Below are 12164 nucleotides of genomic sequence, written 5' to 3'. Positions count from 1 at the left end.
CAGCACCTCAAAAAAGCAAACCTTGCGAACCGCCCTCTTTCGAGTCTGGCAGCTTTGCAAGGCATCGTGCTGTCGATAGACGCTATTGTATAGGCGTTTTCCCGAGGCGTCACGCAGTTGGCGAAAATTTCTGATTGGACAGCATCTGCATGACCTACCGATGACGGCCCGAAGCCATGGTAGCCCCTGCAGACGGGCCGCGGCCAGGGCCGATCTCCCTGCAACCAGGGCCCGGTTGGCGCGCACCCGATAATGGCGCCAACATGGCATTGATTACCTTATTAGACGCGCAACTGGCCTTTGGCCACGTTGCCTTACTGGACCACGCTGACTTCGCTCTGGAGTCCCAGGAGCGGGTTGGCCTCATTGGCCGCAATGGCGCAGGCAAGTCCTCGCTGCTGAAGATTCTGGCGGGCATGGAGAAGGCCGATGACGGCAATCTGCAATTGCAAAACGGCTTGCGCATCGCCTATGTGGCCCAGGAACCCAACCTGAACTTGGAGCACACGGTCTTTGAAGCGGCCTCTGACGGCCTGGCGGAAGTGACCGCCATCCGTGACCGCTACTTTGCCGCCGAAGACGGCGAGGACCTGGATGCACTGCAGTCCCAGATTGAGGCCTTTGATGCCTGGAACTGGGAGCAGCGCGTGGAAGAAACCCTGCAGCGCCTGCACCTGGACCCACAAGCGGTCGTCGGCAACCTCTCAGGCGGAGTGAAAAAGCGCGTGGCCCTGGCCCAGGCCCTGGTGCTGCGCCCCGATGTGCTGTTTCTCGATGAGCCGACCAACCATCTGGATCTGGACTCCATCGCCTGGCTGGAAGACCTGCTCAAGGAGTTCAAGGGCAGCATCATTACTATTACCCACGATCGCTCCTTTCTGGATGCGGTCGCGACCCGCATTGTCGAGCTGGACCGTGGCCAGCTGCGCAGCTACCCCGGCAACTTTGCGCAGTACGTCGTGCAAAAGCAGGAGCAGTTGGCACAAGAGTCGGTGATCAATGCCAAGGCCGACAAACTGCTGGCCCAGGAAGAGATCTGGATCCGCAAGGGCGTCGAAGCCCGCCGCACGCGCAGCCAGAGCCGGATCGAGCGGCTCAAGGTGATGCGCAACGAGCATGCCGCACGCCGCACCGCCCAGGGCAGTGTGAAGATGGACATTGCCTCGGGCACGGGCAGCGCCTACCAGGGCAAGATCGTTGCCGAGCTGACCGATGTCAGCAAGCGTTTTGGCGACCGGACCATTGTGCGCAACTTCAGCACCACGGTGCTGCGCGGCGACAAGATCGGTCTGCTCGGCCCCAATGGCGCGGGCAAAACCACCTTGCTGAAGATGATTCTGGGCGAGTTGGCCGCAGACAGCGGCACGATTCGCCAGGGCGCCAACCTGCAGGTGGCCTATTTTGACCAGATGCGCGATGCCATCAATCTGGATGCAACCCTGGAGGACTTCATCAGCCCGGGCAGCGAATGGATCGAGATCGGCAACCAGCGCAAGCATGTGAAAAGCTACCTGAGCGATTTCCTGTTCTCGCCCGCACGCGCGCACTCGCCGGTGCGTTCCCTGTCGGGTGGCGAGCGTAACCGCTTGCTGCTGGCCCGCTTGTTTGCCCGCCCCGCCAATGTGCTGGTGCTCGATGAACCCACCAATGACCTGGATATCGACACCCTGGACCTGCTGGAAGACCTGCTGCAGCAGTACGACGGCACGGTCTTCCTCGTCAGCCATGACCGGACCTTTTTGGACAACGTCGTCACCAGCATCATCGCCGCCGAAGGCGATGGCCATTGGCGCGAGTACGAGGGCTCGGTGCAGGACTGGCTGATCCAGTCACGCCGCTCGCGTGAGATTGCCGAGCAGCGGGATGCTGCGCAAGCCAGCAAGCTGGCCAAAGAGAGCAAGGCCGCCGCCGCTGCCCCCGCGCCAGCGCCAGCTGCAGTCGCCGTGCCCAGCGCACAGCCCAAGCGCAAGCTGAGTTACAAGGACCAGCGCGACCTGGACACCTTGCCAGCCCGCATTGCCGAGCTGGAGGCCGAGCAAAAGGACATCCAGGCCAAGCTGGCCGATGGCAGCCTCTACACCAAGGACTATGGCCAGGCGATGCAGTTGCAGCAGCGCGATGCCGCCATTGAAGAGCAGCTGCTTGAAGCATTGATGCGCTGGGAAGAGCTGGCCAGCTGATCCGGCGCCGCGCTGTGCCTTTGAACAGGTTCTTAGCGATTCAGCGCGGCATGGACTCGGCCTGCGCAAACTCCGCGCGCACCCGCTGGTAAACCCGCCAGAAGCTCGGGTCCTGCGTGCAGGCATAGTTTATGCGCATCAGCGTGGACGGCTGGCGGCTCGCATGAAAGAGGCTGCCTGGCGCAATCAGGTAGTTTTCATCGAGCATGCGCTGGGCCAGCACCTCGGTATCCATGCCGGTATCGACCCAGCCGAACATGCCTGCGGGCTCGGTGACAAACCGGCAACCAGCCTCCAGCGCCAGCGGCACGCTGTGCTTGCGCGCCTGCACCAGGTGGCTGCGCATGCGCTCGATATGGCGCCGCAGCTGGCCGTTTTCCATACACAGCGCCATCGCGCGCTCCATCAGCGCCGGGCTGGTCAAGGTCGATAGCAGCTTGGTGTCCAGCATGCGGTCCACCAGATCGGGTGGCGCCGCCATATAACCCACGCGCCAGTTGGGCGCCAGAATCTTGGCAAAGCCGCTCACATAGATACTGCGCTTCAAGCCATCGAGCACGCTGAGCCGCGTGGCATGCTCGGGGGCAATATGGCTGTAAGTATCGTCCTCGACGATGTAGAAATTGAAGGCCTGCGCCAGTTGCAGCACCTGGTGGGCGGCTGCCGGGTGCAGGCTGTAGCTGGTGGGGTTGTGCAGCACGCTGACGCTGACATAGAGCTTGGGCGCATGGGTTTCGCAGAAATGGCGCATGACGGCCAGATCCGGGCCATCGGGCCCGCGCGGCACCGGCAGCACCTGCATGCCCAGCGCCGCAAGCCGGGCAAACTCCACCGACCAGCCCGGCTCCTCGACCATCACCGCATCACCGGCTCTCAGCAAGGTGCGGCTGACAATGTCCAGGCCCTGGGTCGCGCCCATCGTGGTCATCACCTGCTCCAACGCCACCGGCAAGCCCAGCGCCTTGAGGCGATCGGCCAGCAGCGTGCGCAGCAGTTCATCGCCCATCGGCGCGCCGTAGCTCCAGTGCATGGCATGCAGCGCGTCCGAGCCCACGACCTTGCGCAGCGCCGATTGCAAAAACTGGTTCTGCAGCCATTCGGGCGGGAACATGCCCGCCCCCGGCTGCGGGTGCGTGGCCTTGTGCATCATGCCCCGGATCAGCGAGGTCGCATTGATGCGGGCAGAGGCCGCCGGCAGCGACAGCGACACCGCATCCTTCAAGGTCTTGTCCTTGGCCGCAGGGGCAGCGGATGGCGCGGTGACCACGGCCTTGGCCACATAGTCACGCACATAAAAGCCGCGTTGGCGGCGCGCCTCGACCAAGCCCTGGGCCTGCAGCAAGTCATAGGCCGCGACCACGGTATAAGGGCTGACGCTTTGCTGGGCAGCGCAGGCCCGCACCGATGGCAGCCGCGCGCCGGCCGGCAGCAGGCGCGAGCGAATGCGTTCGGCAAAGCGCGCCGCCAGTTGCTCGGTCAGGGTATGGGTGGTATCGCGGGTCAGCATGGCAAAAGAGTGAGATGTACTGGTTTTGGCACCAATACAGTTCATGGTATTGATTTTCTGTCTGTACTGTAACTGTATTGCTATCAGCGCTACATTATTTTTTGGCAAGCCTGCCCCCGAGGCCCAGACTGTCCCCGCCGCAACCGGACCGCCCCCTCGCTCTGCCGGAATGCTGCAGCGGCAGGGCATGATGGGATCCCCCAAGGGCCGTAGATACGATCACCATGACAACGACCATGACCGCCGTAGAGTTCAGCGCATTTCTGGTACTGGCCACGGCCATGAGCTTCACCCCCGGGCCCAACACCACGATGGCGGCAGCCATGGGTGCCAACTGGGGGCTCAAACCCGCGATGCGCTTTGTCTGGGGCGTGCCCCTGGGCTGGGGCGCCCTGCTGCTGCTTTGCGCCAGCGGCGTGGGTGCGCTGGTCATGGCGGCGCCCGCTCTCAAAGGCGCCATCAAGGCGGTCGGCATTGTCTACCTGGTCTGGCTGGCCTACAAACTCAGCCGCAGCGGCCGATTGGCTGAGGCCCAAAACGGCCATCTGCTCGGTTTTTGGCAGGCCGTGGGCTTGCAGTTCGTCAACGTCAAGGCCTGGTTGTTGGCGCTGGCCATTGTCGCGGGCTGGATTGTCGGCTTTCAGGATGCGCTGACGCGCCTGGCCATCGTGCTGCCGGTGATGCTGTTTTACGCCTTTGCCAGCAACTTTCTCTATGCCTCCGTTGGCGCGCTGCTGCGCAGCTGGCTGGCCCAGGGCCAGCGCCTGCTGTGGTTCAACCGGGCGATGGCCCTGATCCTGGTGCTGACCGCAGCCTGGATGATCAAGGCCTGAAGCCCGGAAGAAACAAAGCCTGTGCCACCACCCTCAAGCCCACCGCTAGACGGACAATCAAAGCCCTACTGGCAGGCCCGAGATGAGGCCTGCCCCTGCAAACCAACCAACATGCAGGCCAAAAGCCTGCCGGCAGAGGCCGCCCGCCGTGTGCCATCCCAGACGCCCGGCCCCGCCAATACGCCAACCCCAAGGTGGCTCTGCGCTGCATCCACCCCGGCCAGGGCGATGTCGCCCCGGCTACCTGTAATGAGATGAGGAAATGATGACGAACTGGACCCTGGCCAAACGCGCCGCCAGCATGAACCCCTCGGTGATCCGCGAGATCCTGAAAGTGACCGAGAAGCCCGGCATCATCAGCCTGGCCGGTGGCTTGCCCTCCCCCAAGACCTTCCCGATCGCGGCCTTCAAGGAAGCGGCGGACAAGGTGCTGCTGCAAGACGGCGCCTCCGCGCTGCAGTACGCCGCCAGCGAAGGCTATGCCCCGTTGCGCGAGTTTGTGGCCCAGCAGCTGCCCTGGGACGTCAGCCCCGACCAGGTGCTGATCACCACCGGCTCCCAGCAGGGCCTGGATTTGATGGGCAAGATCCTGCTCGACGAGGGCAGCCGCTTGCTGGTGGAGACCCCCACCTACCTGGGCGCGCTGCAGGCCTTCTCACCCCAGCAACCCCAGGTGGTGGGCGTGGACAGCGATGACCAGGGCGTGATCCCCGACGACCTGGTGCGCAAAGCCGGAGAAGGCGCGGACAAGGCACGCATGGTCTACCTGCTGCCCAACTTCCAGAACCCGACCGGCCGCAGCATGGACGACGCCCGCCGCCAGGCCGTGGTGGACCGCCTGGCCACCTTAGGCATTCCGTTTCTGGAAGACAACCCCTATGGCGACCTCTGGTACGACCAGGCGCCCCCTGCCCCGCTGACCGCCCGCAACCCCGAGGGCGGCGTGTACCTGGGCTCCTTCTCCAAGGTGCTGGCACCCGGCCTGCGCCTGGGTTATGTGGTGGCGCCCAAGGCCGTCTACACCAAGCTGCTGCAGGCCAAGCAGGCGGCCGATCTGCACACGCCCACCTTCAACCAGCGCATGGTGGCCGAGGTGGTGCAAAGCGGCTTTCTGGACCAGCATGTGCCCACCATCCGCGCGCTCTACAAAAAGCAGCGCGATGCGATGCTGGCCGCGCTGGCTGAACATTTCGCGGACCTGGATGTGCAGTGGACCACGCCGACGGGCGGCATGTTCCTCTGGCTGCGCATGCCCGAAGGCATTGATACCGTCGCCATGCTGCCAGCTGCCGTCGAGCGCAATGTGGCCTATGTGCCCGGCAGCGCCTTCTATGCCAGCCAGCCCGACAACCGCACGATGCGCCTGTCCTATGTAACGGCCTCGGAAGAGCAGATCGATATCGCCATCCGGGCGCTGGCCGATACGGTGCGGGCCGCGCTGGCAGCGCGATAAGCCAGCAGAGGCCTGATCGCCAGAGCACCAGTCCGCAAGGCAGGCACTCTGGCCACACCACCACGCAGCCCGCCTGTGCGCGGGCCGCGCGCCAATACCAAGGAAGAGACATGCTGAAAATCTGGGGCCGCATCAGCTCGATCAATGTGCGCAAGGCCGTCTGGGCCGCGCAGGAAGTGGGCGTTGCGTTTGAGCGCATAGACACCGGCGGCAAGTTTGGCGGCACGCAGACGCCGGAGTACCTGGCCCGCAACCCCAATGCCATGGTGCCGGCCATCGAAGACGGCGAAGGCGCCATGCGGCTGACCCTGTTCGAGTCCAATGTGATCGTGCGCTACCTCTGCGCCCGCTACGCGCCCGGCGTGCTCTACCCGGCAGCGCTGGCCCAGCGCTTTGACGCCGAGCGCTGGATGGACTGGCAGCAAACGACGATGAACCCCGCCGGGCGCGATGCGTTCATCCAGCTCATCCGCACCGCCCCCGCGCAGCGCGATGCGCCAAAGATCGCCGCCTCCATCGCCGCGATGGAGCCCTTGCTGCAACTGCTGGACCGCCATCTGGCCAGCCACCCCTACTTGCAAGGCGCGCAGTTCGGCATGGCCGATATCCCCGTCGCCTGCGAAGTGCACCGCTGGTGGAACCTGCCCGCCACCGCCTACCAGCGCCCCCACTACCCGCATGTGGAACGCTGGTTTGCCGCGATGCTGGCCCGCCCGGCCAGTCGGGGCGTGCTGGATATCACGATCGAATAAGCGCCACCGAGCCCGCTCCCCGCAGCGCGCCACAACGGCGCGCCCTGCTCTTTTTTGCCCACCAAGACCCAACCACCATGCAGCCACGCCGCTTTGCCCAGCTCGATGTATTTGCCGACCATGCCCTGCAAGGCAATGCGCTCGCCGTGGTGCTCGATGGCGAGGGCCTCAGCGACGCGGCGATGTTGGACTTTGCGCGCTGGACCAACCTGTCCGAAACCACTTTTGTGCTGCCGCCCACGGCCGAGGGGGCCGACGGTGGCGCCGATTACCGCTTGCGCATCTTTACCCCGGCAGGCGAGCTGGCCTTTGCCGGCCACCCGACCTTGGGCAGCTGCCAGGCCTGGCTCAACGCCGGCGGCACACCGCGCCAGGCGCAGCGGGTGGTGCAGGAATGCGCCAAAGGCCTGGTCAGCATCCAACGCTCGGCTGCTGCCGGATTGGAGGGCTTGGCCTTTGCCGCGCCACCGCTGCAGCGCAGCGAGGTACCCGCCGGTGTGCAGGCGCAGGTGCTGGCCGCCCTGGCACTGCAGGCCAGTGACCTGATCGCCACGCAGTGGCTGGACAATGGATCGCGCTGGATGGGCTTGCTGATGCGCGATATAGAGGTGCTACCCCGCGCCCAGCCCAACGCGGCCGGGCTGCGGGCGCTGGGCGTCAAGGCCGGCCTCTGCGCCCTCCACCAGCCCAGCAGTGGCGCGAATGCGGCAGAACCTGTGCTGGAAGTGCGTGGCATCACCTTGACCGCCCACGGCATCGCCGAAGACCCGGCCACCGGCAGCCTCAATGCCAGCCTGGCCCAGTGGCTCAGCGCGGCGGGCCATATCGCTCTGCCCTACCGCGTGCAGCAAGGGGCGGCGATCGGCCGCGCGGGCCGCATGCGCCTGGTCGCCGATGCGCAGGGCCAGATCTGGGTGCAGGGGCGGGTACACAGCGTGGTCACCGGCCACGTCGTTCTCTGAATACCGAAGAAAGGAAGCTCTTATGCGTACACGCGCCTTTATGCAGGTCGATGTGTTTTCCGAAACCGCCTACCGTGGCAACCCGCTGGCCGTGGTGCTCGAAGGCGAGGGCCTGAGCGACGAGGCCATGCAGGCCTTTGCCCGCTGGACCAATCTGTCCGAAACCACCTTTTTGCTGCCACCCACACCCGAGGGCCGCGCCCAGGGGGCGGACTACCGGGTGCGCATCTTCACCCCCGGCGGCGAGCTGCCTTTTGCCGGCCACCCGACCTTGGGCAGTTGCCACGCCTGGCTCGCAGCCGGCGGCCAGCCGCAGCAGACCGGCCGCATTGTGCAGGAATGCGCCAAGGGCCTGGTGCCCTTGCAGCAAGACGCGCGCAATGGCCGGCTGGCCTTTGCCGCACCCTCGCTCAGCCGCAGCGCCATCAGCGCGGCCGAGCTGGCCCCGGTGCTGCAGGCCATCGGGCTGCAGGCAGACCAGGTGCTGACCAGCCAAAAACTCAACAACGGCCCCGTGTTCTGGGCCTTGCTGCTGGACGACCCCGACACCGTGCTTGCGATCCAGCCTGATCTGGCGGCGCTGCATGGCCTGGGCATGGAATTGGCCGTGGCCGCGCTGTACCCGCAAGCGGGCAAGGCACTGATCGGCCGCGCCAGCCGCGAGGCGCGTGCGTTTGACGGCGCCACAGGCCAGGCCAGCCGCCCACCGGAGGCCGATATCGAGGTGCGCGTCTGGTTCAACACCGGCACCAGCCTCAGCGAAGACCCGATAACCGGCAGCCTCAATGCCAGCCTGGCCCAGTGGCTGCTGGCCGAGGGCCATCTGCAGGCCCCCTATGTCGCCAGCCAGGGCATCAACCTGGACCGCAGCGGCATCGTCAACATTGCGCAGGATGCGGCAGGCCAGGTCTGGGTGGGCGGCCATATCTCCGCAGGCATCCAGGGCGAGGTGCTGCTGTGAACGGCGCCGGACTGGACCACCTGGTTGTCATGGCCGCCAGCCTGGACGAAGGCCTGGCCTGGTGCGAGGCGAGCTTGGGCGTGACGCCCGATGCGGGCGGCCAGCATGCCTTCATGGGCACCCACAACCGCCTGCTGCGCATCAGCAGCCCAGCCTTTGCCGCCAGCTACCTGGAGGTCATCGCGATCGACCCGCAAGGCCAGGCGCCCCGCAGCCACCGCCGCTGGTTTGACATGGACGATGCCGCACTGCAGGCGCAGGTGCGCAGCCAGGGGCCGCAGCTGACCCACTGGGTCGCGCGCGTCAGCGGCATAGCACAAGCGACCGAGGCCTTGCGCGCCCTGGGCTATGGCGCCGGCACGCCCCAGGCCGCCAGCCGGCAAACGCCCCGGGGCCTGCTGGCCTGGCAAATTGGCCTGCGCCCCGATGGCCAGCGCCTGCTCCAAGGCCTGCTGCCCACCTTGATTGAATGGGGAGACCAGCACCCGGAAGCCAGCATGGCGGATAAAGGCGTTGCACTGCAGCAGTTGCAGCTGCTGCACCCCGATGCAGCGGCCCTGCACACCGCGCTGCAGGCAATAGGCCTGGGCAGCCACCCCGCCTTACAGGTGGCCCAAGCGCCCACGCCTGCGCTGGTCGCGCATTTGCACACGCCCAAGGGGCTGGTGCAGCTGCGCACGCAGCCGTCTCTGACCCGCTCTTCAACGCACCCTTTTTTCTGATCTATGCAAGCCATCTCCCTGCCCAGCCTCGCCGAAATCGAGGCCGCCTCCCGCATCGTCTACCGTGAGTTCCAGGCCACGCCGCAGTACCGCTGGCAGCTGCTGGGCGAACGCCTGGGGGCCGAGTGCTGGCTCAAGCACGAGAACCACACGCCCGTCGGCGCGTTCAAGATCCGGGGCGGTCTGTCTTACTTTGCACAGATGGCAGCGCGCGGCACCCTGCCCGCGCAGGTGATCAGCGCCACGCGCGGCAACCATGGCCAGAGCATTGCCTGGGCTGCGCGCAGCCATGGCGTGCGCTGCACCATCGTCGTGCCCCATGGCAACTCGGTCGAGAAGAACATGGCGATGCGCTCGCTGGGCGCCGAGCTGATCGAGCACGGAGAGGACTTCCAGGCCGCCCGCGAACATGCGATGGCGCTGGCCGAGCACAGCGGCGCCCACATGGTGCCCAGCTACCACCCGGACCTGGTCAGTGGCGTCAGTACCTACTGGTGGGAATTTTTGCGCGCCGTGCCGCATTTGCAGACCGTCTATGTGCCCATTGGCCTGGGCTCGGGCGCCTGCGCCGCCGTGGCGGCCAAGCTGGCCTTGCAGCACCCGGTGCGCATTGTCGGCGTGATCAGCACAGGCGCCACCACCTACCGTGATTCCATCGCCGCCGGTGAAGTGGTCGAGGCCGTGGTCAGCACCGAGATTGCCGACGGCATGGCCGTGCGCCGCGCTGACCCGATGGCCCTGCCGGTGCTGCGCCAGCACCTGGACCACCTGGTGGCCGTCAGCGACGACGAGGTGCGCGCAGCGATGCGCTTCCTGTTTACCGACACCCACAATGTGGCCGAAGGCGCCGGTGCCGGCGCCCTGGCCGCCGCGCTGCAGGAGCGCGAACAGATCACCGGCCAGACCGTGGGCCTGGCGCTGACCGGCGGCAATGTCGATGCGGCCGTGTTCAGCCAGGTGCTGCGCGGCTGATTCTTCGCCGGCAAGACATCAGTGGGGTGGCACCGTCCACGCCAGCTGGTGGATCTCCTGCAGCAGCAAGGCCAGTTGCTGGGCCGCTGCCTCGACCACCGCCCGGCCTTTCTCTGCCGTGGCGCCCGCGGCATTGCCAACGGCGCCGCAGGGGTTGTAGTCTTCCATCGCCCAGCCCATCTTGGCGCTCTTGCCATTGCCCACAATCGCAAAGCGCCGCGCCCGGTCCTGCGACGTGGAATCGAAGCAACCCGCCTGCGCCATGTCCACCTGCGCGGGTGCAAGGTGCAGCATCATCGAGGTTTCCACCTCGCCGCCATGGATGCCAAAGCGGTGTTCCTCGGCGCTGAACAGGCCCATTACCTCGGCGGGCAACGGCAGGCTGCCCCAGCTGCTGCTGTAGACCAGCATGCCATGGGCGATGCGCAGCTCGCGCGCGACGATATCCATCACCGCCACCTGCCCGCCATGGGTGTTGAACATCAGCAGCTTGCGGATACCCGCACGCGCCACCGCCTGGCCCAGCGCCGTCCACAGGTCGATGATGAGCTTGGGCGGCAGGCTCAAGGTGCCGGGAAAGTTCAGGTGCTCGGTGCTCAGGCCAATGTTCTGCGCCGGCAGCACCAGCACGGGCACATCGGCTGGCAGCAGCGGCATGGCCGCCGCCACAATGCCTTGCAGCAAGGTGGCATCGACAGAGACTGGCAAATGCGGGCCATGCTGCTCCACCGCACCGACGGGCAGCACCGCCACCGTGCTGGCCGCCAGGCCGCTGGTCTGCGCCTGGGCAAATTCGCGCGTGCTGATATCGGCCCACCAGCGCGAAGACCAGGTGGCGACAGCAGGGTTTTCAGAGGCGGGCATGGGCATTCCAACAAACAGGCGGCACACCATGTGCCGGCGCAGCAGCTATCTTAGGCCATGCAGCTAAGCCTAAGCCGTCTTGAGCCGGCGGTACAGGGTCTGCCGGCTGATGCCCAGCAGCTTGGCCGCCTGTGATACATTGCCCCGGCACTGCTGCAGCATCTGCGCAATGGCGGTGTGCGAGAGGGTTTTCAGATCGGTGGCCGGCAGGCTGGGTGGCTGCGCTTGCGCGGCCAAAGCGGCTACCGCCATCGGCGCGCCCTCGCGGTAGCGCAGCAGCTCCTGCGCCAGATCGTCGGAGAGCTGCGACCAGCCAATCGTGTCCTCGCCGGGCAGCAACAGCGCCGATGCGGTCTGCAGCGCGTTGGCGTACTCGCGCAGATTGCCGGGCCAGGGGTAGTGCGCCATTGCAAAGGCCAGATCAGGATGCAGCCGTACCGGCTGGCTGGGGTTGAACTGGTCCAGCAAGCGGCGGGTGATGGCCTCGCGGTCGCTGCGCTCGCGCAGCGCGGGCAGCTGCAAGGCCAGGCCGTTGATACGGTAGAACAGATCGGCCCGAAAGCGCCCCTGCGCCACCGCCTCGCGCAGCTGGTGGTGGGTGGCACAGACCAGCGCAAAATCGAGCTGCTGGGCCTTGCCGCCGCCCAACGGCGTGATGCTGCGCTCCTGCAGCACACGCAGCAAACGGGTTTGCAGCGCCAGCGGCATATCGCCAATTTCATCGAGGAAAAGCGTGCCGCCCTGGGCCTCGCGCAAGCGGCCCAGTTGGCCATCGCGCCGGGCGCCGGTGAAAGCCCCGGACTCGTAGCCAAACAGCTCGGCCTCGATCAAATGCTCCGGAATCGCCGCGCAATTGATGGACAGCGTGGGGCTGTGGATTGGCGGCAAGCGCCTGGAGGCCGGGGTCTGGCTGGAGTTCCTGGGCCAAGGTGGTGGCTGGGTGCCCAAGCAGCTGAGC

11 protein-coding genes are annotated in these 12164 nt (G+C 66.1%); 8 read left to right on the top strand and 3 right to left on the bottom strand.

Annotated elements, in window-relative coordinates:
- The first annotated feature begins 263 nt into the window (after nucleotides 1-263).
- Nucleotides 264-2180 carry an ATP-binding cassette domain-containing protein gene (locus tag DCO45_RS22285; protein WP_116927849.1) on the top strand — a complete coding sequence of 639 codons (1917 nt, stop codon included), beginning with the start codon at nucleotides 264-266 and terminating at the stop codon, nucleotides 2178-2180.
- Between the two features lie 40 nt (nucleotides 2181-2220).
- On the opposite strand, the gene DCO45_RS22280 is transcribed toward DCO45_RS22285, so the two are convergent.
- On the bottom strand, nucleotides 2221-3687 hold the full coding sequence (locus DCO45_RS22280) for a PLP-dependent aminotransferase family protein (RefSeq protein WP_116927848.1): 1467 nt from the start codon (nucleotides 3685-3687) through the stop codon (nucleotides 2221-2223).
- Nucleotides 3688-3923: 236 nt separating this feature from the next.
- Between DCO45_RS22280 and DCO45_RS22275 the strand changes: the two genes are divergently transcribed.
- The 7 genes from DCO45_RS22275 (at nucleotide 3924) to DCO45_RS22245 (ending at nucleotide 10342) form a co-directional block, all read left to right on the top strand.
- Entirely contained in the window at nucleotides 3924-4520 is a 597-nt protein-coding gene (locus DCO45_RS22275) for a LysE family translocator (protein ID WP_116927847.1), read from the top strand.
- Nucleotides 4521-4785: 265 nt separating this feature from the next.
- Complete coding sequence (locus DCO45_RS22270) at nucleotides 4786-5973, top strand: PLP-dependent aminotransferase family protein (RefSeq protein WP_116927852.1); 1188 nt, start codon at nucleotides 4786-4788, stop codon at nucleotides 5971-5973.
- A gap of 110 nt (nucleotides 5974-6083) precedes the next feature.
- Nucleotides 6084-6725, top strand: a complete 642-nt coding sequence (locus tag DCO45_RS22265) for a glutathione S-transferase (protein ID WP_116927846.1) — start codon at nucleotides 6084-6086, stop codon at nucleotides 6723-6725.
- A 77-nt stretch (nucleotides 6726-6802) separates the two neighbouring features.
- Entirely contained in the window at nucleotides 6803-7687 is an 885-nt protein-coding gene (locus DCO45_RS22260; protein ID WP_116927845.1) for a PhzF family phenazine biosynthesis protein, read from the top strand.
- 22 nt (nucleotides 7688-7709) lie between these two features.
- Complete coding sequence (locus DCO45_RS22255) at nucleotides 7710-8648, top strand: PhzF family phenazine biosynthesis protein (protein ID WP_116927844.1); 939 nt, start codon at nucleotides 7710-7712, stop codon at nucleotides 8646-8648.
- Nucleotides 8645-9370: a VOC family protein gene (locus DCO45_RS22250; RefSeq protein ID WP_243419462.1), complete on the top strand. Its 726-nt coding sequence runs from the start codon at nucleotides 8645-8647 to the stop codon at nucleotides 9368-9370. The genes DCO45_RS22255 and DCO45_RS22250 overlap by 4 nt, the downstream gene beginning before the upstream one ends.
- Before the next feature lie 3 nt (nucleotides 9371-9373).
- On the top strand, nucleotides 9374-10342 hold the full coding sequence (locus DCO45_RS22245) for a threonine dehydratase (RefSeq protein WP_116927843.1): 969 nt from the start codon (nucleotides 9374-9376) through the stop codon (nucleotides 10340-10342).
- A gap of 18 nt (nucleotides 10343-10360) precedes the next feature.
- Here the strand turns inward: DCO45_RS22245 and DCO45_RS22240 are convergent, their stop codons facing one another.
- A complete protein-coding gene (locus DCO45_RS22240) occupies nucleotides 10361-11206 on the bottom strand; it encodes a creatininase family protein (protein ID WP_116927850.1) in 846 nt (281 codons plus the stop codon).
- A gap of 69 nt (nucleotides 11207-11275) precedes the next feature.
- Nucleotides 11276-12094 carry a sigma 54-interacting transcriptional regulator gene (locus DCO45_RS22235; RefSeq protein ID WP_347707653.1) on the bottom strand — a complete coding sequence of 273 codons (819 nt, stop codon included), beginning with the start codon at nucleotides 12092-12094 and terminating at the stop codon, nucleotides 11276-11278.
- Nucleotides 12095-12164: the final 70 nt, after the last annotated feature.

Source organism: Comamonas sp. JNW (assembly GCF_003105075.1).
Taxonomy (GTDB): Bacteria; Pseudomonadota; Gammaproteobacteria; order Burkholderiales; family Burkholderiaceae_C; genus Comamonas; species Comamonas squillarum.
This window is presented reverse-complemented; position numbering and strand designations above follow the sequence as displayed.

Bases quoted from the DNA above. Each gene is read 5' to 3' on its own strand.
- DCO45_RS22255 (WP_116927844.1), top strand. From the start codon at position 7,710: ATGCGTACACGCGCCTTTATGCAGGTCGATGTGTTTTCCGAAACCGCC.
- DCO45_RS22240 (WP_116927850.1), bottom strand. From the start codon at position 11,206: ATGCCCGCCTCTGAAAACCCTGCTGTCGCCACCTGGTCTTCGCGCTGG.
- DCO45_RS22275 (WP_116927847.1), top strand. From the start codon at position 3,924: ATGACCGCCGTAGAGTTCAGCGCATTTCTGGTACTGGCCACGGCCATG.
- DCO45_RS22265 (WP_116927846.1), top strand. From the start codon at position 6,084: ATGCTGAAAATCTGGGGCCGCATCAGCTCGATCAATGTGCGCAAGGCC.
- DCO45_RS22245 (WP_116927843.1), top strand. From the start codon at position 9,374: ATGCAAGCCATCTCCCTGCCCAGCCTCGCCGAAATCGAGGCCGCCTCC.
- DCO45_RS22285 (WP_116927849.1), top strand. From the start codon at position 264: ATGGCATTGATTACCTTATTAGACGCGCAACTGGCCTTTGGCCACGTT.
- DCO45_RS22260 (WP_116927845.1), top strand. From the start codon at position 6,803: ATGCAGCCACGCCGCTTTGCCCAGCTCGATGTATTTGCCGACCATGCC.
- DCO45_RS22280 (WP_116927848.1), bottom strand. From the start codon at position 3,687: ATGCTGACCCGCGATACCACCCATACCCTGACCGAGCAACTGGCGGCG.
- DCO45_RS22270 (WP_116927852.1), top strand. From the start codon at position 4,786: ATGACGAACTGGACCCTGGCCAAACGCGCCGCCAGCATGAACCCCTCG.